This is a genomic window from Virgibacillus litoralis (assembly GCF_017873675.1).
In the GTDB taxonomy this organism is placed as follows: Bacteria; Bacillota; Bacilli; order Bacillales; family Amphibacillaceae; genus Lentibacillus; species Lentibacillus litoralis.
This window is the reverse complement of sequence record NZ_JAGGKK010000002.1, coordinates 203,890-229,898: the sequence shown is the minus strand read 5'-3', so window position 1 is coordinate 229,898 and position 26,009 is coordinate 203,890. Positions and strand designations below refer to the sequence as shown.

Here is a 26,009-nt window from a genome sequence, read left to right as displayed (position 1 = left end):
CCTTTCATTGTATGATTGGTGTGGACAAGATATGTTATTATGCACGATGGGATACAATTGAAATTTGATGCAGATTCTGAATAGTTTAGCTATAATAATGGTAGAGAGGTGGGATAGTATGTCATTTACGCATTTACAGGTACGAAGTGGTTACAGCCTTATGAATAGTACCATAACAATTAGTAAGCTGGTTGATAAAGCACGAGAACTGCAATTTGATGCTCTAGCACTTACAGACGAGCATGTTCTATATGGCACTATCCCTTTTTATAAGACTTGTATAGCAAATGGAATTAAACCTATTATTGGGATGACGGTGGAAGTAGCTGCTGCCGAAGATGAGACGGAAACGTGCGTTCTTTTGGCTAAAAATAACCAAGGGTATAAGCACCTTACTAAAATTAGCACACATATACAGTTATCCAAGAAAGCGAGCATTGAAAAATCTGAACTTAAATTATACAGCAGTAATTTGATTTGCATTTTACCAACTGTAAATAACAAGATGGAATCACTTTTATTAACTGAAACCCACGATAAGGTCATGTCGTATTTAGAAGAAACATGGGATATGTTTCACTCGGGAAACTTCTATATTGGCATTCAAGACCATGGGTTGGAAAAAGAAAGAAAGCTTAACAATTCTCTTAAAGCTTTCCATGAAATCTACCATATTCCTGTTGTAGCCTGGAATGATGTCAGGTATTTGGATGAAAAAGATGATATTGCATATGATTGTTTACAAGCAATGAAAATGGATAGGGGATGGTCACTTCAAGTAACCGACCCCACTATTAAACAACGTCATTTACGATCAGTTACTGAAATGGAACAACTTTTTAAATCGTTCTGGCCTGAAGTACTTACTGCAACTGATTTAATTAAAGATAAGTGTAATGTTACGTTTGATTTTGAAAGAAGAATGTTACCATCTTATCCTGTTCCAGATCAACTGGATGCACATACATACCTTGAAAAGATGTGTTGGATTAATGCAGAACAAAAATATGGTTCTGTTACAGACAAGATTGCTGGACGTCTAAGATATGAATTAAATACGATTCAATCGATGCAGTTCAGTGATTATTTCTTAATTGTATGGGACTTTATTGCATATGCAAAAATGAATGGTATTTTAGTAGGGCCTGGACGCGGGTCAGCCGCAGGGTCTGTAGTTGCTTATGTACTTGGAATTACTGAAGTTGATCCAATTAAATATGACTTATTATTTGAACGTTTTTTAAATCCTGAACGTGTAACAATGCCTGATATTGATATCGACTTTTCTGATCATCGACGTGACGAAGTGATTGATTACGTGCGAAATAAATATGGTGAGGAACACGTAGCGCAGATTATAACATTTGGTACGTTTGCAGCCCGTTCCTTGTTACGCGAACTGATTAAGACTATAGGTATTGACCAGCAGGATGCCTACTTTGTGTTAAAAGAAATTCCTGTTCAGGCTAAAAACACCATAGTAGAGTATGTTAAAGGTTCAGCTGATTTGCAGCAATACATAAAGCAATCAACTAAACTGAAAGCACTATTTGCCGTAGCAACAAAGTTGGAGGGCCTGCCTAGACATATTTCTACACATGCTGCTGGTGTCGTAATAAGCGATGAAGCATTAGTTGAAGATGTACCGTTAACATTAGGAGCAAATGATACAGGTTTAACTCAATTTCCTATGAATGACTTAGAAGCAATTGGTCTATTAAAAATGGACTTTTTAGGGTTGCGTAATTTAACACTACTGGAACGAATCATTAAAACAATTAAATATACATCAAAGCAAACTATCCAGTTAACCGAAATACCTGATGAAGACCCTAGTACATATGCATTGCTGCAAAGAGGGAAAACGAATGGTGTCTTTCAGCTTGAGTCACAGGGGATGAAACAGGTTCTGACAAAACTCAGTCCAACATCATTTGAAGATATTGTAGCGGTAAATGCTTTATATCGACCGGGTCCAATGGAAAATATACCTGTTTACATTAATCGAAAACATGGACAGGAAAAAATTAATTATCCACACCCCGACCTTGCTCCTATTTTAGAAAAAACGTATGGCGTATTAATTTATCAAGAACAGATTATGCAAATCGCCCATCAGATTGCTGGGTTCTCATTAGGTCAGGCTGACATTTTACGTAGAGCTGTAAGTAAAAAACAACAAGAAATTATGGAACAGCAAAAAGAGGCTTTTATGCAGGGGTGTTTAAAGAATGGTTATAGAGAAAATGTCGCTGATGAAATATTTAAGTGGATTGTAAAATTTTCAAATTACGGTTTTAACCGGAGCCATGCTGTTGCATATAGCAGGATTTCTTATCAGCTCGCTTATTTAAAGGCGCATTACCCTGCGAGTTTCTTTGCAGAGTTGTTGAGTTCTGTAGCCAGTCAGCAGGATAAGTTACATCTATATATGAAGGAACTAAAAGAGATGGAGATAACATTAGGTCCACCTGCAATTAATAAAAGCTTTGGCAAATATGTAGTCGAGCAAGACAGTGTAAGGATGGGGCTACATTCTATCAAAGGTGTTGGAAACCAAGCTATTAAAGAAATTATTAGGGCTAGAAAAGAAGGACCGTTTAAAAGTCTATTTGATTTTTGTCTACGTGTTTCTCTAAAGTTAATCAACAGAAAAACACTAGAAACGCTTATCATGGCTGGTTCCTTTGATGAATTTCATTGGAATCGTGCAAGTCTCTTGGCATCGATAGATCAGGCTTTGGAGCAAGGGGACTTATTTAAGGAATTTACCGACCAATCAAACCTGTTTCAGGAAAAGCTTGACTTGGAAGCCGACTATGTCGATATAGAGGATTTCAGCTTAATGAAAAAATTGAGTGACGAAAAAGAGTTACTTGGTATTTATGTCTCTAGTCATCCTTTGAAAAAGTACCGCAGTATTCTGACAGCATATGACCATGTTTCTGTGACCAGGGCGCAAAAATTGGTTGGAAAGAAAAATCTAAAAAGTGTTGGTATTGTGCAGGCTATTAAAACTATCCGTACCAAACGTGGAGAATCGATGGCTTTTGTCACAATTGGTGATGAAACAGGAGATATGGAGGCGGTTATTTTTCCGGAATTATACCGTGATGTTCACCGTTGGCTTTCTGAAGAAGCAATCATTACTTTTACTGGAAAAATTGAAAAAAGAAATGATCAGATACAGTGTATTATATCCAAGATTGAAGCGTTTGACGAGGAAGAATGGGAATTAAACGAAAAACAAAGATTATTTATTAAACTAACTGAGCAAAATAATGAGAATGCATTGACAACAATTAAAAATATAGCAAATCAATACAAGGGTGGAACATCAATTATAGTCTATCATCAAATGAATAAATCAACGTATCAATTATCAAATGATTACTTGATTAACCCTAATGAACATTGTCTGGTATTATTACGTAAGTATTTTGGTGATGATAATGTAGTATTGGATAAACTTCAAGGAAGCGAAGGAAAGAATAGTTAACTGCTTTCTAATGGAAAGTATCACTTTTCTTTCTTCTTTACACAAATTTCCCATCTGTTATAATTAAATAGTTAAGTGGTCAGACCACCTTATGAATACACATACAACAATTTCTACTACATAAAGGAGTGATCCAAGTGTCTAACTTAAGAGACGAAGCACTACATATGCACAAAGTGAATAAAGGAAAAATATCCACGGAATCAAAGGTACCAGTTCGAAATGCACGAGATTTAAGTTTAGCATATTCACCTGGTGTTGCTGAGCCATGTAAAGAAATTTATGATCGTAAAGAAACCGTATACGATTATACTATGAAAGGAAATATGGTAGCTGTTGTAAGTGACGGTTCCGCTGTACTGGGGTTAGGTAACATAGGTCCAGAAGCAGCAATGCCAGTAATGGAAGGGAAGTCAGTACTTTTCAAAAGCTTTGCCGGTGTTGATTCTTTTCCAATATGTTTGGCATCAAATAATGTAGAAGAAATTGTCCAAACTGTTAAACTAATGGAACCGACTTTCGGAGGCGTTAACTTAGAGGATATTGCCGCACCAAATTGTTTTATTATTGAAGAAAGACTAAAAAAAGAAATGAATATACCAATATTTCATGATGATCAGCATGGCACAGCGATAGTGACTGTTGCCGGTTTAATTAATGCACTTAAATTAATAGGAAAATCATTCTCTGAAATTAAAGTTGTAGCGAATGGTGCTGGAGCAGCAGGTATTGCTATTATAAAATTATTATACAACTTCGGCGTTCGTGATATGATTATGTGTGATTCTAAAGGTGCTATTTTCGAAGGCAGATCGTATGGAATGAATGATGTAAAAGATCAAGTTGCTAAAATGACTAATAAAGATAATAAAGAAGGATCATTAGAAGAAATGTTAGAGGGAGCAGATGTCTTCATTGGTGTTTCTGTTGGTGGATTGTTATCGCAGGATATGATTAAAAAGATGAACGATGATCCGATTATTTTTGCAATGGCCAATCCTGATCCTGAAATCATGCCCGATGAAGCAAAAGAAGCAGGTGCGAAAGTAATTGGGACTGGACGTTCCGACTTTCCAAATCAGGTAAATAATGTGCTTGCATTCCCGGGAATATTTCGTGGGGCATTAGATGTCAGAGCAACCCGTATTAATGAGAAAATGAAGGTTGCAGCTGCAGAGGCGATAGCATCTTTAATAACTGAAGAAGAGTTAAATGCTGATTATGTTATTCCAGCTCCATTTGATTCGAGGGTGGCACCGCTTGTTGCATCCAGTGTGGCACGCGCTGCAATGGAGTCTGGTGTTGCTAGAATCCAGGTTGATCCAGAAAGCGTGGCCGAAAAGACAAGAAAGCTGACACATATTGATAAGAGATAATTCACATGTTTAAAGGAGTGGTTCATGGCTGTGTCCATGTCACCTAAACAAAAAGTATATCAAGGCGTATTACAGGAAATTCGTAAGTATATTGACAGCAACGATTTAGAGCCTGGGAATAAACTCCCATCTGAACGTGAACTAGCTGATAAATTGCAGGCAGGCAGGTCCTCCGTTCGAGAAGCGTTACGAGCAATGGAGCTATTAGGATTAATTGAAACAAGGCGTGGTGAAGGTACTTATTTAAGCACATATCGTCCATATCAAACAGTTGAATTGCTATCATCATTTATCTTAAAGGAGAACAACACAAAAAAAGATCTGCTGGTTGCAAAAAAAGTTATGGAAAAAGAAGTAGCCAAAATTGCATATCATTGTATTAATAACAACGATATACATCAGTTACATACTTTTATCCATGATAGCGAATTAGATCCTATTGAGAAGCATGTTGCATTTTTTAACTATTTATTTAAGAAAGCAGATAATCTGTTGCTTGCAAAGGTATGGCAATTAATGGATGAGTTTTCTTATACTATTGCTAAACAGTCATATGATATATTATTTTACCAGGAACTTATTCAACTTTATAAAACAAGAAATTATGAGATGATAGAAGAGTTATTTGATAAATTGTCAATTGAGTCAATTTCATAAATACTTGTAATCATCATTTGTCCTAACTCGCACTTGTACCGGTGAGTGAAAGTACCCGCTCGCAGAGGAAATCAGCAGGTATAGCACATATTACAAATAGTTTGGATTTACTGCTTTTTTATTGAATTATGAAATTGAGTCATTAGAAAAAAATTATTTTGTCGACGATTTTTGACACCTTTTTCAGGTGTGGTTCGTTATAGTATATGAAAACGACATGAAGGTTTTACTTCCTGCTTGTTGTCTGGGTTTGTTAGAAAAGGAGGAATCACCTTGCTTAAGGATTTTTTTGGCAAGAAGAAAAAAAAATATGCTTCTATCCCGAGTGAACAAGGTAAACTCGAGGTACCAGAAGGATTAATGAAGAAATGCAGTGGATGTCATAAAATATATTATCGAAAAGAAATGCAAAAAAACCTAAATGTCTGTCCTAATTGTGATTATCATCAATCATTAACAGCCTGGGAACGTATCGGAAGTCTATTTGATGAGGGTACGTTTGAAGAATGGGACAAACAATTGACAACAACTAACCCATTAGAATTTCCGGGATATGAGGAAAAAGTAGAAAAAGACCGTATTAAAACCGGTCTTAATGAAGGTGTGGTAACTGGTAAAGGCACAATTGATGGACAACCTACAGTTTTCGGCGTTATGGATGCTAGTTTTCGAATGGGGAGTATGGGCTCAGTAATGGGCGAAAAAATTGCTCGTGCAATTGAGAATGCTAAAGAAGAGTCATTGCCTTTTATAATTTTTACTGCTTCTGGTGGTGCCAGGATGCAGGAAGGTGTTCTAAGCCTTATGCAAATGACAAAAACTTCTATAGCGATTAAGCGATTTTCCGAAGCAGGAGGATTAATGATTTCGGTTATGACACACCCAACTACTGGTGGTGTCTCCGCGAGTTTTGCTTCATTGGGTGATTATAACTTCGCAGAACCTGGAGCTTTAATAGGGTTTGCCGGTCGACGAATCATTGAACAAACTATTCGTGAAAAACTTCCAGATGATTTTCAAACTGCAGAATTTTTATTAAAGCATGGCCAGCTTGATAAAGTTGTTCATCGCCATGAAGTGAAATCCCTCTTAACCACATTACTTAAAATGCATGGAAAGGGTGGAGAAACCTCATGAAACAAGTGCTTGATTTTGAAAAGCCAATCGTCAATCTTAAAGAAAAAATTGCTGAGTTAAAAGGGTTTACAGAAGATAGTGAAATAGATTTAACAGATGAAATAAGTACACTTGAGAAGCGGCTTGAAATATTGGAAAATGATATTTATGGTAATCTGCAGCCGTGGGACCGAGTACAAATGGCAAGGCATCAGGAAAGGCCGACAACGTTGGATTATATTGAGGAAATATTTACTGACTTCATAGAATTCCATGGCGATCGCTTATATGGTGATGATGCTGCCATTGTCTCTGGAATAGCACTTTATCAAGGCAATCCTGTGACTGTAATTGGTCACCAGCGTGGAAAAGGAACAAAAGAAAATATTCATCGGAATTTTGGAATGCCACATCCTGAAGGATACCGAAAAGCGTTAAGACATATGCGTCAGGCAGAGAAGTTTAACCGTCCGATTATTAGTTTTATCGATACAAAAGGAGCATATCCTGGTAAAGCAGCGGAAGAGCGTGGACAGAGTGAAGCAATTGCTCATAATTTAATGGAAATGGCTGGACTTACTGTTCCAATTGTTTGCATTGTCATTGGTGAAGGTGGAAGTGGCGGAGCGTTGGGATTGGGTGTTGGAGATCATATCCACATGCTTGAGAACTCAACATATTCGGTTATTTCACCTGAAGGGGCAGCCGCATTATTGTGGAAGGATTCAGGTCTTGCGAAGAAAGCAGCAGAAACAATGAAAATTACTTCCTATGATTTGAAGAAGCTGGGAGTTATTGATCAGATTATTGACGAGCCAAAGGGTGGCGCACATCGTGATGTAATGCTCCAGGCTGAAAATATCAATTTTGTGTTAGAGAAGTCCCTTAAGGAATTAAGTGTACTGCAGTCGGATGAATTACTTGAGAAGAGATGGGAAAAATATAAACAAATTGGTGAATATAAAGAGATATAGACGATTAATGAGGTTGACAATTGTCAACCTTTTAGTCATTGTTATGGCTTAAATAATTGATATTTTCTATATTTCAAATTATCTTTAGCAGATAAGAAAGTATAATACTTGCTTATCTGTATAAGTGCAAGGCTTATCATTATTAAGGCTTAGTTTTCTAAAATAAACAAGTAAGATATGGGGTGAAATAATGAAGAAAATTGGTGTATTAACAAGTGGTGGTGACGCACCCGGAATGAATGCTGCAATTCGTGCTGTTGTAAGAAAATCTATTTTTCATGATATGGAAATATATGGAGTTAAAAATGGCTTTCAAGGTCTTATAGACGGTAATATTGAAAAGATGGATGTTGGGTCTGTGGGTGATATAATCCAACGTGGAGGAACTGTATTACGTTCTGCACGTTGTGAGGAATTTAAAACTGATGAAGGTCAACAAAAAGGTATTGAACAGCTGAGGAAACATGGTATTGAAGGGTTGATCGTAATTGGTGGTGACGGCAGTTTTCGAGGTGCTCAAAAGTTAAGTGAGAAAGGATACCCTTGTATAGGTGTTCCAGGCACAATCGATAATGATATTTCTGGAACGGATTTTACGATTGGATTTGACACAGCATTAAATACAATTATTGAAGCAATTGATAAGATACGTGATACTGCAACGTCACATGAACGTACATATGTTATTGAAGTCATGGGCAGAGATGCAGGCGATTTGGCATTATGGGCCGGACTTGCTGATGGTGCCGAAAGTATTCTTATTCCTGAAAAATCAGATGACTTTCAAGATGTAATCTTACGTCTAAATCGTGGGCATGAACGAGGCAAAAAACACAGTATTATCATATTAGCTGAAGGTGTTGGCAGCGGCTTTGCATATGGTAAACGTATCCAGGAGGAAACGAATCTGGAAACAAGAGTAACTGTTTTAGGTCATATTCAGCGCGGCGGATCCCCAACAGCATCTGACCGAGTTTTGGCAAGCCGACTTGGTGCAATGGCAGTGGACTTATTACTGTCTGGTAAAGGTGGAAGAATGGTCGGGATCCAAAACAATCAGATTGTCGACCATGATATTTTAGGAGTGTTATCAGAAAAACATAAAATTAATCATGATATGTACCAATTATCGAAAGAATTATCGATATAACGACTGTAAAGGAGGAAACAAAATGCGAAAAACAAAGATTGTTTGTACGATTGGACCAGCTTCTGAGTCGACAGAAACACTAGAACAATTGATTGAATCAGGAATGAATGTTGCACGTCTGAATTTTTCCCATGGTGATTACGATGAACATGGGCATCGTATAAAAAATATTAAAGAGACATCGGAAAAGCTGGGGAAAACAACTGCTATTCTTTTAGATACAAAAGGTCCGGAGATTAGAACAGGTTCTTTTGAAAATGGAGAAGCAGAGTTAATTGAGGGTACAACTGTTTATGTATCAATGGATGAAATAATAGGTAATTCAGAACGTTTTTCAATTACTTACCAAGGTCTGATTGATGATGTGCATGTTGGGTCAAAAATACTTTTGGATGATGGATTAATTGAGTTGGAAGTACTAGAAATTGACTACTCAAATAAAGAAATTAAAACGAAGCCATTGAATTCAGGTACGATAAAAAATAAAAAAGGGGTAAACGTTCCAAACGTGAGCGTAAACTTACCTGGTATAACAGAAAAAGATGCACAGGATATTGAATTTGGAATTGAGCAGGGTGTAGATTTTATTGCGGCATCATTTGTTCGTCGTCCGTCAGATATTCTAGAAATAAGAGAGTTATTGGAAAAGCATAATGCTACACAGATTCATATAATCCCTAAAATAGAAAACCAAGAGGGTGTAGACAATATAGAATCTATACTTGAAGTAAGTGATGGCTTAATGGTCGCTCGTGGAGACTTGGGTGTGGAAATACCACCTGAGGATGTTCCTTTAGTACAAAAGGACTTAATTAAGAAATGTAACACAGCAGGTAAACCGGTAATAACTGCGACACAAATGCTTGATTCGATGGAGCGTAATCCTAGACCTACTCGTGCAGAGGCATCAGATGTCGCCAATGCAATTTTTGATGGGACTGACGCAATCATGTTGTCAGGGGAAACTGCTGCAGGAAATTATCCAGTAGAATCTGTTCAAACAATGAGTAACATTGCTTTGAAGGCTGAGTCTGGTCTGGATCATAAATTGATATTAACTAATCGTTCAAAATCCGTTGATATGACTATAACAGATGCAATTAGTCAGTCGGTCACACACACAGCTATGAATTTGTCTGTTGGTGCAATCATAACCCCAACAGAAAGTGGGCATACTGCTCGAATGATTTCAAAGTATCGTCCAAAATCACCTATAGTTGCAGTTACTTTTTCAGATTTAGTTAACCGTCAACTTGCCTTAGTTTGGGGTGTTCATTCAATCATGGGACAAAAAGCACACTCCACTGATGAAATGCTGGACATCGCAGTTGATAGAGGATTAAGTACTAACCTCTTTGAGCGTGGTAGCAGAGTTCTTATTACAGCAGGTGTTCCAGTTGGTGAAAGTGGCACAACTAACTTAATGAAAGTGCATGTGATAGGTGATGTTATGGCTAAAGGACAAGGAATTGGACGTGGTAACGCATATGGAAAAGCAATTGTTGCCAAGAATTCTAAAGAAGCCATAGAAAGACTGAGTGAAAATGACATTCTTGTAACGTATGGAACAGACCGTGACATGATGGAAGCAATTGAAAAAGCAAGTGGAATTGTGACGCAGGAAGGCGGTTTGACTTCTCATGCTGCTGTTGTCGGATTAAGTCTTGGAATTCCGGTTATTGTCGGTGTTAATGATGTATTCAATCTAATTGAAGATGGTGAAGATATTACAATTGACGGTGCAAAAGGCGATATATACAAAGGACATGCAAGTGTACTATAGACTCTAAAGCTAAAACACCGATTAAGCGATGTTTGGACTGTTACCGCGCATTGTTGACATTGCGGACGGTCTTAGCCAATCTTCTTTAAATCAAAAGGTATGCGAAGAGCGAAATCGAATCGGGTCATATCTATTATAGTTAAATGAAATAGAGTGTAGAAAAAGAAGGGATTATCCCTTCTTTTTCTACACATAGAATGTAAGAAAGGGTGAAATCTATGCGTTGGTTGTTACTGGCACTTCTAATTTTACCTGCGATGGAAATTGGAGTGTTTATTTGGATTGGCGGCATTATTGGTCCTTGGTGGGTTGTAGGCTTAATTTTACTTACCGGTGTTGTAGGGGTGACAATTGCTAAGAATCAAGGAATTGACACTTGGAATCGCGCACAGCAATCAATGAGCTATGGTCAGGTCCCGGCTCATGAAATTGTAGATGGCATTTGTATATTTGTCGGAGCAGTCTTTTTATTTTCACCTGGCTTCATAACAGATGCTGTTGGATTTACGCTGGTGCTTCCGTTTACGAGAGGACCTTTTAAGCTAATGCTTCAACGATTCTTCAAAGATAGGATAAACAAAGGAAAAATCATCTACCGAAAATGGTAGAAAAATCTATCTACTTAGTCAAGAGTACCCCATCTTCAAGGAACCTGAAGGGCAAAGACCAGAGACAGGAATGGGAAACGAAACAAACAGAACTTTGTAAGTATCCCAAACGCCATGCTGACTCCCATGATTACATATAAGGCGAAAAAACATGGAATTACAGTAGTAACTACAGAAGAGTACTACACATCCAAAGCAAGCTTTATAGATGGCGATGCCATACGTGTCAACCCCACTAACGTTATGCGTCTCTGCAAGACGTTACGTTAAAAACCCCCACTTCAGCGAAGCCGGAGGGCGAGTAAGTGGTGGGAGTATTCATGGACCTTTTATAAACTGCCCTATCTGATTAAAAACGCCAGCTTGGTAAAAAGCATTGCCAATAATTAATAGAATAGGTCCGATAAATAAACCTGAAAAACCCCAAATTTGTATGCCTGCAAATAAAGCTACAAGTGCTGCAAGTGGATTTAAATCTATATTACTGGATAATATTTTTGGTTCGAACAGTTGCCGTTGAACTACCACAATCATATATAAAATTGTTATTGAAATAGTTAGTGAGTAGTTTGCTGTTAAAAATAGATAGAGAATCCATGGAATAAATATGATTCCAGTACCAACGAGTGGGAGAATATCAGCAAGTGCAGCAATTAAAGTAATTGTTAATGCATATTCAACTTTGAAAATAACCAGTCCAATAAAAATGATGAAGGCTGTTATCGAGATGAGTAATAATTGTGCTTTCAAAAATCCAAACATAGCTTTTTGCAAATGATTCCATATGTTCATGCTAGTTTCATGCACAGTTTCGGGTATCATTTTTTTAAATAATTGAACAAGATTGTTCCAATCGTTTGTGATGATAAAAGTTGCAATTAAAGTAAATATAAATAAAGTAATTGATCCAGGCAATAAAGTTAATGTCAATGGAATCTGTAATAATATATTCTGCAGGAAATTTGTTCCCAACGAAGCAAGCTTATTAATAATCTGCTTTAGATTAGTACTAATGGTCTCCTGCTGAGTGGGATTTAATGTATGAAAAAATGAAGTAAGTTTATGATATAAAGGTAAGAGGTATTCATTTATTAGATCCTCCATAATAAAAATAAATGTGCGAAAGTGAGTTGGAATATTTTCTGCTAAGTATGTTGTTCCTTGGATTAATTCCGTAATAATAAATATTAAAAGTCCAATCAAAATCAAAAAGGCAACAGCCATTACCATAAGTGTAGCAATGACACGTGGTATCCTTATTCTTTCTTCCAAAAATGTTACGAACGGATTCATAATTAGTGATAGTACGATGGCGAGGAGAAATGGATAAAAAGATGGAACTGTTAATTGGAGGATAAAATATATAGCTGCAAAGGTAAAAATCACTATGAAGAACCTTAATAGCTGATAAAGTTTATGCTTGTACAATTCAAACCCTCCATATACATCAATTCATTCGTTTACTATGTTACATATGATAAAGAATGAAAAAATAGACATAGAACAGTTAATTAAAGTATTAAAGCAGAATAAGGGGCTGTTATATCGTTTGCTTAAAATAAAAATATTGGCGAATTTAACCGGTTTCAATTCACATTGAGTTCATAATACTTTATAATTGTTCATGGGGATGACAATGTTATATTGTAAGAATATTGTCAAATGTAATTAATAGTTAATTTATCCTAAATTAGTGAATATTTAATAGAAAAAGGAGAGGGTTTGTTATGACAACCACTAAAGGGCTTGAAGGAGTTGTCGCAACTCAGTCGTCGGTTAGTTCTATTATCGATGACCAACTAACATATGTTGGTTATAGAATTGACGATTTAGCAGAGAACTCAAGTTTTGAAGAGGTAGTTTATTTGTTATGGAATCTAAAGCTACCAACAAAGTCAGAGCTTGACACTTTTAAAGCTGAATTAGCATCTAATATGGAGCTGCCTGAAGCTGTTATCGATCATTTGCGTTCATATGATTTGTCAACAGTTCATCCAATGGCTGCACTGCGTACTGCGGTATCAATACTTGGCTTATATGATGAAGAGTCTGATGTGATGGAGGAAGCAGCAAATAAACGAAAAGCACTGCGTCTGCAAGCTAAAATCGCTACCATCGTTACTGCGTTTGCTCGTATCCGTCAAGGAAAAGAACCAGTTAAACCTAAAAAAGATTTAGGCTTTGCGGCTAACTTCTTGTACATGTTAAATGGTGAAGAAGCAAAAGATGTTGAAGTAGAAGCAATCAATAAAGCTTTAGTACTTCATGCTGATCATGAACTAAATGCTTCTACATTTACAGCAAGAGTATGTGTAGCAACATTATCAGATATTTATTCTGGTGTAACAGCTGCAATTGGCGCATTAAAAGGACCATTGCATGGTGGTGCCAATGAGCGAGTTATGAAAATGTTAACTGATATCGGCGAAGAGGAAAACGCAATTCCGCATATTAAAGAAAAAATAGCAAACAAAGAAAAAATAATGGGAATGGGACATCGGGTGTATAAGAATGGTGACCCAAGAGCGAAACACTTGAAACGTATGTCAAAAGAATTAACAAAAACAAGTGGACAGTCAAAATGGTATAATATGTCTGTAAAAATTGAAGACTTCATTAAAGAAGAAAAAGGTCTCCCGGCAAATGTTGATTTTTATTCAGCTTCTGTTTACCATAGCCTGGGTATTGACCATGATTTATTCACACCAATTTTTGCTACAAGCCGAGTTTCCGGATGGTTAGCTCATATTCTTGAACAGTATGATAACAACCGTTTAATCCGCCCGCGAGCTGAATATGTTGGTCCAAAAACACAAGATTACAAACCGATTGAAGATCGCTAGAACTTGATAGAGATAAGGGCTTGTATGTGAACGCCACATGTTAGTTCTGTATCATACAGATCGCAACTCAAATCGGCTATTACCATGACAAAGCTTATTTATGATAAAATAATCATGTATGAAGATGACTAGGAGGTATTTTTTTATGACACAAGGAGAAAAAATTACAGTTGAGAATGGAAAGATGAATGTTCCGAACCGCCCAATTGTTCCATTTATTGAGGGTGACGGTACTGGACCGGATATCTGGGCTGCAGCACGTAAAGTAATCGAAGCATCCGTTAAGAAAGCGTATAACGGTGAAAAAGAAATTGAGTGGACTGAAGTATATGCCGGTCAAAAAGCTTACGATAAAACTGGCGAATGGCTTCCACAGGACACACTTGACATGATTGATAAATATAAAATTGCAATTAAAGGACCACTTACAACACCAATCGGCGGCGGAATTCGTTCGTTAAACGTTGCTTTGCGTCAGGAATTGGATTTATTCACTTGTTTACGTCCCGTTCGCTATTTCGACGGTGTTCCATCACCAGTTAAACGTCCTGAAGATGTTGACATGGTCATTTTTCGTGAAAATACAGAGGACATTTATGCTGGCATTGAGTGGCAAAAAGGGTCTGCAGAAGCAAAAAAAGTAATTGACTTTTTGAAAAACGAGATGGATGTTAACAATATCCGCTTTCCAGAAACTTCAGGAATTGGTGTGAAACCAGTATCTGAAGAAGGAACAAAGCGTTTAGTACGTTCAAGCATTGAGTATGCTTTAAACGAGGGACGTAAAAGTGTGACTTTAGTACATAAAGGTAACATCATGAAATATACTGAAGGTGCATTTAAGGCTTGGGGTTATGAAGTTGCAGAACAAGAATATGGTGATAAAGTATTTACTTGGGCTGAATATGACCGTATTGTTGAAAAAGATGGTAAGGATGCAGCGAATAAAGCACAGGATGAAGCCGTAGCTGCAGGAAGATTGCTTGTAAAAGACGCTATTGCTGATATATTCCTTCAACAAATCCTAACTCGTCCTAAAGAATTTGATGTTGTTGCTACAATGAATCTTAATGGTGACTATATTTCTGATGCTTTAGCAGCACAGGTTGGCGGAATTGGAATTGCTCCAGGAGCAAACATCAACTATGATACTGGTCATGCAATTTTTGAAGCAACACATGGTACTGCACCGAAATATGCAGGAATGGATAAAGTTAATCCATCCTCGGTTATTCTTTCGGCTGTATTAATGCTTGAACATCTTGAATGGAGAGAAGCTGCAGATCTTATTACAAAAGCAATGGATAAAACCATTGGTTCAAAAGTTGTAACATATGATTTCGCCAGAATGATGGACGGTGCAAAAGAAGTTAAAACATCTGAATTCGGCGATGAACTAATTAAAAATATGGACTAATAACAATAGTGGAAGTACCCGGTCAGATATTTAGTGACCGGGTACGGCTATTGGATAGTTCGCAGTTTATAGATTTGGCAGTTGTGAGAGTAATACTACTTTTATGCTGGATAAGTGCAACTAAATTATAAATTTCTTATTGGAAGGGGTATAATGATGGCTATCAAACGTAAAAAGATTTCTGTTATCGGCTCTGGCTTTACTGGAGCTACTACCGCTTTAATGATGGCTCAAAAGGAACTTGGAGACGTAGTTTTGGTCGATATTCCGGATATGGAAGATCCAACAAAAGGTAAAGCGCTAGACATGCTTGAAGCAAGTCCTGTGCAAGGCTTTGATGCAAAGATTACTGGCACTGCAAATTATGAAGAAACAAAAGACTCAGATCTTGTAATCATTACAGCAGGTATCGCTCGAAAACCTGGTATGAGCCGTGATGATTTGGTAAATACAAATGCTAAAATTATGAAGACTGTCGCTAGTGATATTGCAAAATATGCTCCAGAATCCATTATTGTTGTACTATCAAACCCTGTCGATGCGATGACATATACAGCATTCAAGGAATCTGGTTTTCCTAAAGAACGCGTTATTGGTCAATCAGGTGTGCTTGATACTGGTCGTTTTCGCACTTTTGTTGCAGAAGAACTTAACCTTTCTGTAAAAGATATAACAGGCTTTGTTCTTGGTGGCCATGGAGATGACATGGTTCCATTAATCCGTTATTCCTATGCCGGTGGAATTCCATTAGAAAAATTAATTTCAAAAGAGCGTCTTGATGAAATAGTTGCACGTACTCGTAAAGGCGGCGGTGAGATAGTTGGCCTACTGGGTAATGGCAGTGCATATTATGCACCAGCTGCTTCTTTAACTGTAATGGCTGAAGCGATCCTGAAAGATCAACGTCGTGTACTCCCATCAATAGCATATTTAGAAGGTGAATATGGTTATAAAGATATTTATCTTGGCGTACCAACGATATTAGGTGGTAATGGAATTGAAGAAATCATTGAGTTAGACTTAACTGAAGAAGAAAAGTCTGCATTGGATAAATCAGCAGAATCAGTTAAAAGTGTACTTAATACATTAAAATAATCCTTGATAAAAGCTTCTTTTTACGTGTGTATAAGGTAAAAAGAAGTTTTTTTAGCAGTTAAGGAAAGTAATAGGTATGGTGTTAACTTCCTTTTTTTGATATAATAGAAAACGCTTACATTTATGGGGGGTGATGACGTGATTGGTAAAAAGAGAAAACTTGGCAAGAAAATTAAGGATTTACAAATTGGTGACTCCTACACAGCAACACAAATTATAGAAGATAGAGATCTGCTATTATATTTAGGATTAACAAACGATGCAAATCCATTATACATCCAACATGATTATGCATCACAAACAGCTTATCAACAGCCAATCGTACCATCAGTTATGTTATTTGGAGCGGTATCTTCCATTGTGTCAATGCATCTACCTGGGCCAGGGAGTCATATAACACAGCATGAAATGACATTTCCAAAACCTGTTTTTCATTACTCGGAGATTAAAATCTCTCTAGAAATTATTGCAATTGATAAGGAAAATCATCAAATAACATTATCTGTAGTAGGCTATGATACTGAAGGTGATAAAATTTTACATGGCAAGCTTCACGTATGTCCGGCATATGAGCCTGAATCCATAACAGGTGCTTCTCTTGAAAATTTCTTTTAACCAGGTAAATACTATCACTAATGAAGTGGTAGTATTTTTTTGCAGTTTAAAATATACAAATACTTTCTTACTGCATAAGTGCAGCTCAGGAACTAGACACATTTTAGGCTTGCACTTCAAAGTATAAAGGATTTTTCTAAATAACTAATGGCTAAACTTTATCGACAAGAAAAGGATATTTCACGCAAAAATATTTATAGGGATCCTATTCAGAAAATCAAATAGAATATCGAACTTGATGAAAATACAGCTCTTTGTAAATTATTCTTTACATGCTAAGTTATTCACATTGTTGTCAGTTCAATGTATGATTAAAGTATCATACGTTTTATAGAAATGGGGACTATTGATGAGGAAAAAAATTCTTATTGTCGATGACGAAGCATCAATCGTTACGCTATTAAAATTTAATGTGGAGCAAGCAGGCTTTGAAGTAGATGTAGCATATGATGGGCTGCAAGCTATTCAAAAAGCAAAGGAATTTAGTTATGATCTTATTCTGCTGGACTTAATGCTTCCGGAAATGGACGGAATAGACGTCTGCAGACACTTACGTAATAATAAAATTGATACACCCATTCTAATGCTAACGGCAAAGGATGACGAATTTGATAAGGTTTTAGGTTTGGAATTGGGTGCAGATGATTACCTTACAAAACCATTTAGTCCAAAAGAAGTTGTAGCTCGTATCAAGGCTATCTTAAGACGATCACAAAAATCCGCAGAGACTGATTTTGCTTCAATACGGATTGGAGAATTATTTATATATCCTGATCGTTATGAGGCAGAAATGAATGGTACTACGTTAACATTTACCAGGAAAGAATTTGAACTTTTGCATTATCTTGCTGCACATAAAGATAAAGTTTTATCAAGAGACCAGCTATTAAGTGCAGTGTGGAACTATGACTTTGTTGGGGATACACGGATTGTCGATGTTCATGTAAGTCATTTACGTGAAAAGATTGAACCAGACACAAAAAAACCAATTTATATTAAAACAGTTCGGGGTCTGGGATACAAATTGGAGGAACCGAAGTAATGAAAGTTATATTTTCAAGACCTTTATTTGCATACATTATGGGACTTCTAATACTTGTTTTTGTTTCGGGGGCTATTTTAAGTCAACTTACAAATGAATATATTATTCTTGGCTCTATCTTAACAGTAGAATATATTATCCTATTGTTAATAATGCTTCATGTTTATGACAAATATATGAAACCAATAAAAAAGGCATCCAATACCATTGATGAACTCGTAAAAGGGAATTACCGTGCACGTATTCATCATACTTCAAGTGGCAGTGTCGCAGAACTCAGTAATAAGATTAATATATTAGCAAGGAACCTAAGTGAATTTGCCATTCAGGAGCAAATGCAGGAAAAACAATTATCCACTGTCATCGATAATACACAGAGTGGACTGGTATTACTTGATGAAAAAGGGTATATTCACTTAGTTAACAGGAAATTCATCTCGATGTTCGGCGGAGTTCCCCATGATTATAATGGATTCCTGTATTATGAAGTACTGGATAACGAGAAAATTCATCAAACTGTACAGCAAACTTTTTTGTATGAAAAAAATGTAAAGGAATCGTTTACCCAAATAATTGAAGTAGATAAAAAATACATAGAAATTGTAGGTGCGCCAATATTTAACGAACGCAACATGTTAAAAGGTGCTGTTCTAGTGTTATATGATATAACACATTTGAAAAAGCTCGAATTAATGCGAAAAGATTTTGTTGCAAATGTATCGCATGAACTCAAAACACCGATCACCTCAATTAAGGGTTTTGCTGAAACATTACTGGATGGTGCGATGAATGATAGTGAAACTCTAAAGAATTTCTTAACTATCATTAACGACGAAAGTACGAGACTTCAGGGATTGATAGAAGACTTATTAACTTTATCAAGACTAGAAAAAGATGAATTTAAGTTAGTTCGATCAACCCTTAATATGAATGATTTAGTTGATGAGGTATTACCTATTATAAGACAATCTGCTGAACAAAAGGGTATTTCCTTAACAGCTGAAGTAGGTGAAAGTATCTCATTACAAGCTGACAAAGAAAGGGTTAAGCAAGTAGTAATTAACTTGCTTACAAATGCTATAAGCTACACGTCTGAAGATGGCGAAGTAAAGTTAACGGTTACTGATACGGAAGATGAAGTCCAGATTCAGGTGTCAGATACAGGTATTGGGATTGATCAGGAAGCTATTCCAAGGTTATTTGAGCGCTTTTATCGTGTTGACAAAGCACGTAGCAGAAATACAGGTGGAACTGGATTAGGGCTAGCTATCGTTAAGCATATTGTTGAAGTGCATGAGGGGAAAGTTTCAGTAGATAGTGAACCGAATAATGGTTCAACTTTTCGGGTATATTTGCCAAAGTAACATCAGCTGCCCCTTAAAATAGATGGGGCAACTTTTTACTATATAGGAAATTATAAAATTTAAGTGCTGTGGATAACTGGACTTCCCTCCCCGTGTCTACGATAAAAAATAAAGGATTTCGACTAAAACCACCACATCCTGTGGCAACGTCGAACTACCCCACGTCCTGTGGGGCAGCTTACGCTCTTCGTGTATCCTTTATCTCAGGGAAAAGGAAGATCGACTAAGACCGCCGCTTTGCGCGGCAACGTCGACCCACCCGCAGCGCTGAGCGCAGTCCATACGGCGCTGAACAGGCGCTTGCGCTTTTGTACCTATTAAATTGAAGCTATTCCGGGCCTTAAACAGGTTTTTTATTTGTTGTACTATTGTCATAAAGTGACTCGTGAAGGAGAATGTTAAATGGACATAAGTAATATTGGTGTTATCATTATAATAGTTATTGCATACTTGCCTGTTATATATAATATGCAGAAGCGAATTCGCAAATTGGAAGATGAAGTGAATGAAATGAGGAAACGGATGTAACTTTTTCATTTAGGCTCGTACCATGGTAAAATGTGTTTAGTGATTTCACGGTATGATTGGAGGATTACTATGTCAAATAAACTTGTCTTAATTGATGGAAATAGCATTATATATCGTGCCTTTTTTGCATTACCATTATTAAATAATGATAAAGGTGTCTATACAAATGCTGTTTATGGATTTACAACAATGTTGCTTAAAATTCTTGAGGATGAGAAGCCAACACATATGTTAGTTGCGTTTGATGCAGGAAAGACAACGTTTCGCCACGAGACGTATAAAGAATACAAAGGTGGCCGGCAAAAAACTCCACCTGAGTTATCAGAACAGTTTCCTGTATTAAAAGAAGTACTGGACGCTTTTCAGATTGCGCATTATCAGTTGGATCAATATGAAGCGGACGATATTATTGGAACACTTTCAAAACAGGGTAAGAACAATAAATGGGATGTAACGGTTATTTCTGGTGATAAGGATTTGTTACAGCTAGTATCAGATGAAGTTACTGTTAGCCTTACGAAAAAAGGGCTAAGTGACGTTGAATCTTATACACCATCGTTTATGAAAGAAAAGATGGAAATAAACCCAGATCAAATTATAGATCTTAAAGCATTAATGGGTGATAGTTCAGATAATATTCCAGGTGTTCCAGGTGTTGGTCAAAAGACAGCAACAAAACTAATCAAGCAATACCACACACTTGAAAATGTTTATGAACATGTGGATGAAGTAAGTGGAAAGAAGTTAAAAGAAAAACTAGTCGACCATAAATCTGAAGCATTTATGAGTAAAGAGCTTGTTACAATCAATTGTGATTCTCCGATAAAAATTTCAACCGATGACCTTACATACGAAGGATATCAGCAATCAGATGTAAGTGGCATTTTTAAAGATTTGGGTTTTCTTTCTCTGTTAACTAGACTTACTGGTGATTCTGCTGAAGAAAATGATAATTCCCAAGGGCTTAGTGAAATTAACTACACCATTCTTAACGAGGTAACGGAAGAAATTTTTACTGAGAAAAATGCGGCATTGGTAGTGGAAATGCTAAAGGAGAATTATCACCAAGCCCCAATTGAAGGATTCGGGTTAGTTAATGGTTCAAATGCCTATTTTATACCAACAGGTGTAGCGTTGAACTCAAAAGTGTTTAAAGAATGGGCCGAGGATATAACAAAATCTAAAATAGTCTTCGACGCTAAGAAAACATTGGTTGCTTTACTGAACGAGGGTATACATATTAAGGGAATTTCCTTTGATATGCTGCTGACATCATACTTGCTCAATCCATCCGAAAATAACCATGATATTCCTGCTATTGGTCATCGAACTGGTGAAACGGATGTCTCATTTGATGAAGAAGTATACGGAAAAGGTGCAAAAATGAAAGTGCCGGAACAGGATGTATTGGCAGAACATGTTGTCCGCAAAACAAATTTACTGTTTAATGTAAAAGATAAAATGGAAGAACAACTAAAAGCTAACGAGCAATTTGAGCTACTTAAAGAATTGGAGATGCCGTTAGCATTGATTTTAGGTGAGATGGAGCATACTGGTGTCCAGGTTGATATAGAAAGACTTGAGGCTATGGGAGTTTCGCTTAAAGAACGCTTGAAAAATATTGAGAAAGAGGTTCATGAACTTGCGGGTGAAGAATTTAATCTAAATTCGCCCAAACAATTAGGTCCTATTCTATTTGAAAAACTGGAACTGCCAGTAATCAAAAAGACTAAAACAGGTTATTCTACTGCGGCAGATGTCCTGGAACAATTGGAATCGGAACATGAAATTATTCCAAAACTTCTTTTATATAGACAGCTTGGTAAACTTCAATCTACCTATATTGAAGGACTATTAAAAGTGGTGGATCGTGATAGTAATAAAATTCATACCCGGTTCAATCAAGCATTAACACAAACAGGAAGATTGAGCTCAATTGATCCAAATCTGCAAAACATTCCGATCCGGTTGGAGGAAGGGCGTAAAATTCGCCAGGCATTTATACCTGCAAAAGAGGACTGGATAATGTTTGCAGCTGACTACTCGCAAATTGAGTTACGTGTGCTTGCACATATTGCAAAAGACGAAAAATTAGTTGCTGCGTTTAAAAACGATATTGATATCCATACTCAAACTGCGATGGATGTTTTTCATGTGGAAAAGGATGATGTGACATCAAATATGCGCAGACAAGCCAAGGCTGTAAACTTTGGTATTGTTTATGGAATAAGTGATTATGGACTTTCTCAGAGTTTGGGTATCACACGTAAGGAAGCGAAACAGTTTATTGAGCGTTATTTTGAAAGTTATCCAGGTGTAAGAAAATATATGGATGAAATTGTTCAGGAAGCAAAGCATCAGGGCTATGTTACAACATTCATGATGCGCAGAAGATATCTGCCAGAAATAACGAGCAGAAATTTTAATCTGCGTTCTTTCGCTGAACGGACGGCAATGAACACACCCATCCAGGGCAGTGCGGCAGATATTATTAAGAAAGCAATGATTGATTTATACCAAAAGCTAATGGACGATAAATTGGAAGCACGTATAATATTACAAGTACATGATGAATTAATTATAGAAGCACCAAAGAGCGAAATTGAAAAACTAAAAGAAATAGTCCCAGCTATAATGGAAAATACTATAGAATTGTCTGTCCCGCTGAAGGTGGATTATGAATATGGTGATAGCTGGTTTGATGCAAAATAAGGAGAATCAGGAACATGCCGGAATTACCAGAAGTCGAAACAATAAAAAAAACATTAAAACGATTTGTTATCAATAAAACCATTGCAGATGTCTCCGTGCTATGGCCAAATATTATAAAAAGGCCTGATGATACGGAGCAATTCAAGCATATAGTATCTGGGCAAACAATTCATGACATAAAACGTAAAGGAAAGTTTTTATTATTTCAGCTGGATGAATCTGTGCTTATCTCTCATTTAAGAATGGAAGGAAAGTACAGTGTCCACCCATATCAAGAACCAATGAAAAAGCATACACACGTTGTGTTTAGCTTTACGGATGGGGAAGAGCTTCGCTATAATGATGTGCGTAAATTTGGAACTTTGCATGTTTTTAATAAAGGTGACGAATTCAATCATAAACCATTGAATCAGTTAGGACCTGACCCTTTTGATGAAGAATTTACACTTGATTATTTTTATAAAAAACTTAAGAAAACTGAACGCGTTATTAAAGCGGTGTTATTGGACCAAAGTATTGTTGCTGGTTTAGGGAATATTTATGTTGATGAAACACTGTTCAGAGCAAATATTCACCCATTGAAAAAGGCAAGCAGGTTAACGAAAAGAGAAGTGAAAGTAATACAAGAACAAGCAATAATCACACTTAGAGATGCAGTTGGCCAGGGTGGAACAACAATTCGTTCCTATGTTAATGGACAAGGCGAAATGGGGATGTTTCAACAAGAACTATTTGTTTATGGGCAAGAAAATCAGCCATGTAAAAATTGCGGTAAGCCAATTGTAAAAATGAAAATCGGCGGACGTGGTACACACGTTTGTATATCCTGCCAAAAAATTAAGTGAGGTATAGCAATGGCACTAGTACTCGGTTTGACTGGAAGTATAGCAAGTGGAAAAAGCACGATATCATTAATGTTCGACGATTTTAATATTCCAGTAGTTGACGCAGATAAACTATCACGTGAAGTTGTAATGCCAGGAGAGAAAGCTTATGAGCAAATCGTAGAGACATTTGGACAGGAAATTTTGCGTGAAGATAAGGCGATAGATCGAAAAAAATTAGGAAATATTATCTTTAATGATGAATCAAAACGTAAACAATTAAATGGTATTGTACATCCTGCAGTCAGAGAGAAGATGTTGGTAAGAAGAGATGGCTATATAGAATCTGGGGCGGAATGTGTTGTACTTGATATTCCATTGCTGTTTGAAAGCAAATTAACTGATTTTGTCGATAAAACAGTTGTTGTTTACGTGGATGAGGAAGTTCAAGTGCAACGTCTAATGGATCGTGATGAATATTCAGAGGATGAGGCATATCAGCGGATTAATGCTCAGATTTCTGTTAAAGAGAAAGCAAACCTTGCCGATGCTGTTATTGACAACAATGGAACAAAGCAAGAGTCATATCGGCAGCTGGAAGACCTGCTAAAAAAATGGAATGTAAATGAAGCTAAAGAAGCCTAGGAATAATTTTTCCTGGGCTTTTATCAACTTTTGAGCACATTTTCATATAATTATGTTATACTATTTATGATAAAAAACTAAAAGAGTATAACATATATAGGAGGACTACAAATGAGTAAAACCCGAATTGCAATTAACGGATTTGGACGAATTGGACGTATGGTCTTTCGTCAAGCTATTAAAGATAATCAGATAGAGGTTGTCGCAGTAAATGCAAGTTATCCTCCAGAAACACTTGCACATTTGATAAAGTATGATAGTGTTCATGGTATTTTTGACAGAGAAGTGAAAGCGCTTCAAGGAAGTTTGGAAGTTGATGGGAAAGAAATTTCCTTAACAAGTGCACGTGAACCCGAGAAATTACCGTGGAAAGAATATGATATCGATGTAGTTGTAGAAGCAACAGGAAAATTTAAAACAAAAGAAGATGCTGGCTTACATTTACAGGCAGGAGCCAAGAAGGTTGTCATAACGGCACCTGGAAAACAAGTTGACAAAACAATTGTAATGGGTGTGAATGAGACCACATATAATCCAGAACAGGATAACGTGATCTCCAATGCCTCATGCACGACTAATTGTCTTGCACCAGTAGTGAAGCTATTAGATGATAACTTTTCAATTATAAACGGCTTAATGACAACTGTTCATGCGTTCACTAATGATCAACAGAATTTAGACAATCCGCACAAAGATTTAAGACGGGCTAGAGGTTGTACACAATCCATTATTCCAACCTCAACAGGCGCAGCTAAGGCTTTAGGTGAAGTAATACCTAATATGAATGGTAAGCTGCATGGTATGGCACTACGAGTACCAACACCAAATGTTTCATTAATCGACTTGGTTATTGATGTAGAAGAGTCAGTATCAATCGAAGAAGTTAATAACGTATTCAGGAAAGCTGCTAAGAATGAGCTTGCAGGAATTATAAAATATAGTGATGAACCACTTGTTTCAATTGATTACACATCATCGGAGTATTCTGCAATTATCGATGGCTTATCGACAATGGTAATGGAAGATAACAAGATTAAGGTCTTAGCTTGGTATGATAATGAATGGGGTTACTCAAAGCGAGTCATAGATCTCACCAAATATGTTGGGAATAATATCAATAAACTAGAAATGAAAATTTCTTAATATATTGCAAGTACATTAAAATAAGTTTATAATTTCTCATGACTTCTATATTAAATGATACCTGCTTAAAGGGTTATAATCTTATTGGACTAACTTCCCTCAGTAGCGGAATTATAGCTGCAGATAGAAGACACTCAACTTATATTAAGGTGGAATCTTTAAATGGATACAATGGGAAGACATGTTATTGCTGAATTATGGAAGTGTAATATAGATATTTTAAATAGTATAAGTCAAATCGAGCAAATCTTCGTTGATGCAGCTTTAAATGCTGGAGCAGAAATACGCGAAGTAGCTTTCCATAAGTTTGCACCACATGGGGTTAGCGGGGTAGTTATAATTGCAGAATCACATTTAACAATCCACAGCTTTCCTGAGCATGGCTATGCAAGTATTGATGTTTATACATGCAGTAATACAATTGATCCAAATGTAGCTGTTGAATATATTATAAATGCATTAGAGGCAAAAACATTTGAACAGGTTGAAGTTAAAAGGGGTAAGGGACCTGTTAAGGTACAACCATTTCAAAAGATATTATAAACAGAATGAGCAGAAGGGGTTGACCAGAATTATTGGTTAATCCTTTTTTCGCAGTTAAGAAATAAACATGGCTGC

At 36.6% G+C, this 26,009-nt stretch carries 21 protein-coding genes and 1 pseudogene; 21 read left to right on the top strand and 1 reads right to left on the bottom strand.

The window, feature by feature from the left end:
* Nucleotides 1-118 precede the first annotated feature (118 nt).
* The 9 genes and pseudogenes from dnaE to J2Z82_RS19680 form a co-directional block, all read left to right on the top strand.
* Nucleotides 119-3,499: a DNA polymerase III subunit alpha gene (gene dnaE / locus J2Z82_RS03380; RefSeq protein WP_209479377.1), complete on the top strand. Its 3,381-nt coding sequence runs from the start codon at nucleotides 119-121 to the stop codon at nucleotides 3,497-3,499.
* Nucleotides 3,500-3,636: 137 nt separating this feature from the next.
* Nucleotides 3,637-4,875: an NADP-dependent malic enzyme gene (gene ystJ / locus J2Z82_RS03375; protein WP_342453596.1), complete on the top strand. Its 1,239-nt coding sequence runs from the start codon at nucleotides 3,637-3,639 to the stop codon at nucleotides 4,873-4,875.
* A gap of 24 nt (nucleotides 4,876-4,899) precedes the next feature.
* Nucleotides 4,900-5,532 carry a FadR/GntR family transcriptional regulator gene (locus J2Z82_RS03370; protein WP_245251069.1) on the top strand — a complete coding sequence of 211 codons (633 nt, stop codon included), beginning with the start codon at nucleotides 4,900-4,902 and terminating at the stop codon, nucleotides 5,530-5,532.
* Between the two features lie 273 nt (nucleotides 5,533-5,805).
* Nucleotides 5,806-6,669 carry an acetyl-CoA carboxylase, carboxyltransferase subunit beta gene (accD, locus tag J2Z82_RS03365; RefSeq protein ID WP_209479376.1) on the top strand — a complete coding sequence of 288 codons (864 nt, stop codon included), beginning with the start codon at nucleotides 5,806-5,808 and terminating at the stop codon, nucleotides 6,667-6,669.
* Entirely contained in the window at nucleotides 6,666-7,622 is a 957-nt protein-coding gene (gene accA / locus J2Z82_RS03360; RefSeq protein WP_209479375.1) for an acetyl-CoA carboxylase carboxyl transferase subunit alpha, read from the top strand. Before accD ends, accA begins: the two co-directional genes overlap by 4 nt.
* A 190-nt stretch (nucleotides 7,623-7,812) precedes the next feature.
* The gene (gene pfkA / locus J2Z82_RS03355) at nucleotides 7,813-8,772 is read left to right on the top strand and encodes a 6-phosphofructokinase (protein WP_209479374.1); all 960 of its coding nucleotides are present in this window, start codon (nucleotides 7,813-7,815) and stop codon (nucleotides 8,770-8,772) included.
* 22 nt (nucleotides 8,773-8,794) lie between these two features.
* Entirely contained in the window at nucleotides 8,795-10,555 is a 1,761-nt protein-coding gene (gene pyk, locus J2Z82_RS03350) for a pyruvate kinase (protein ID WP_209479373.1), read from the top strand.
* A gap of 218 nt (nucleotides 10,556-10,773) precedes the next feature.
* Nucleotides 10,774-11,163, top strand: coding sequence for an FxsA family protein (locus J2Z82_RS03345; protein WP_092492342.1), 390 nt, complete (start codon nucleotides 10,774-10,776; stop codon nucleotides 11,161-11,163).
* Between the two features lie 69 nt (nucleotides 11,164-11,232).
* Nucleotides 11,233-11,433 (top strand): annotated as a pseudogene (locus tag J2Z82_RS19680) (zinc ribbon domain-containing protein); the annotation flags it as partial.
* 48 nt (nucleotides 11,434-11,481) lie between these two features.
* On the opposite strand, the gene ytvI reads toward J2Z82_RS19680, so the two are convergent.
* Entirely contained in the window at nucleotides 11,482-12,591 is a 1,110-nt protein-coding gene (ytvI, locus tag J2Z82_RS03340) for a sporulation integral membrane protein YtvI (protein WP_209479372.1), read from the bottom strand.
* Nucleotides 12,592-12,890: 299 nt separating this feature from the next.
* Between ytvI and citZ the strand changes: the two genes are divergently transcribed.
* From citZ to speD, 12 genes are all read left to right on the top strand, one after another.
* Entirely contained in the window at nucleotides 12,891-14,006 is a 1,116-nt protein-coding gene (citZ, locus tag J2Z82_RS03335) for a citrate synthase (RefSeq protein WP_209479371.1), read from the top strand.
* Between the two features lie 145 nt (nucleotides 14,007-14,151).
* Nucleotides 14,152-15,423, top strand: coding sequence for an NADP-dependent isocitrate dehydrogenase (icd, locus tag J2Z82_RS03330; protein ID WP_209479370.1), 1,272 nt, complete (start codon nucleotides 14,152-14,154; stop codon nucleotides 15,421-15,423).
* 156 nt (nucleotides 15,424-15,579) lie between these two features.
* On the top strand, nucleotides 15,580-16,518 hold the full coding sequence (mdh, locus tag J2Z82_RS03325) for a malate dehydrogenase (RefSeq protein WP_209479369.1): 939 nt from the start codon (nucleotides 15,580-15,582) through the stop codon (nucleotides 16,516-16,518).
* 138 nt (nucleotides 16,519-16,656) lie between these two features.
* A complete protein-coding gene (locus tag J2Z82_RS03320) occupies nucleotides 16,657-17,133 on the top strand; it encodes a MaoC/PaaZ C-terminal domain-containing protein (RefSeq protein ID WP_209479368.1) in 477 nt (158 codons plus the stop codon).
* Nucleotides 17,134-17,482: 349 nt separating this feature from the next.
* Nucleotides 17,483-18,175, top strand: coding sequence for a response regulator transcription factor (locus J2Z82_RS03315; protein WP_209479367.1), 693 nt, complete (start codon nucleotides 17,483-17,485; stop codon nucleotides 18,173-18,175).
* Nucleotides 18,175-19,539, top strand: coding sequence for a two-component system histidine kinase PnpS (gene pnpS, locus J2Z82_RS03310; protein ID WP_209479366.1), 1,365 nt, complete (start codon nucleotides 18,175-18,177; stop codon nucleotides 19,537-19,539). Before J2Z82_RS03315 ends, pnpS begins: the two co-directional genes overlap by 1 nt.
* 402 nt (nucleotides 19,540-19,941) lie before the next feature.
* Nucleotides 19,942-20,067 (top strand): hypothetical protein, encoded by a 126-nt coding sequence (locus tag J2Z82_RS19520; RefSeq protein WP_280922966.1) that lies wholly within the window; start codon nucleotides 19,942-19,944, stop codon nucleotides 20,065-20,067.
* 69 nt (nucleotides 20,068-20,136) lie between these two features.
* The gene (polA, locus tag J2Z82_RS03305) at nucleotides 20,137-22,779 is read left to right on the top strand and encodes a DNA polymerase I (RefSeq protein WP_209479365.1); all 2,643 of its coding nucleotides are present in this window, start codon (nucleotides 20,137-20,139) and stop codon (nucleotides 22,777-22,779) included.
* A 14-nt stretch (nucleotides 22,780-22,793) separates the two neighbouring features.
* Complete coding sequence (gene mutM, locus J2Z82_RS03300) at nucleotides 22,794-23,624, top strand: DNA-formamidopyrimidine glycosylase (protein ID WP_209479364.1); 831 nt, start codon at nucleotides 22,794-22,796, stop codon at nucleotides 23,622-23,624.
* Between the two features lie 9 nt (nucleotides 23,625-23,633).
* On the top strand, nucleotides 23,634-24,248 hold the full coding sequence (coaE, locus tag J2Z82_RS03295; RefSeq protein WP_209479363.1) for a dephospho-CoA kinase: 615 nt from the start codon (nucleotides 23,634-23,636) through the stop codon (nucleotides 24,246-24,248).
* Between the two features lie 111 nt (nucleotides 24,249-24,359).
* Nucleotides 24,360-25,391, top strand: coding sequence for a glyceraldehyde-3-phosphate dehydrogenase (locus J2Z82_RS03290; protein WP_209479362.1), 1,032 nt, complete (start codon nucleotides 24,360-24,362; stop codon nucleotides 25,389-25,391).
* A gap of 162 nt (nucleotides 25,392-25,553) precedes the next feature.
* A complete protein-coding gene (gene speD / locus J2Z82_RS03285) occupies nucleotides 25,554-25,934 on the top strand; it encodes an adenosylmethionine decarboxylase (protein WP_209479361.1) in 381 nt (126 codons plus the stop codon).
* The last annotated feature ends 75 nt before the right edge of the window (nucleotides 25,935-26,009 follow it).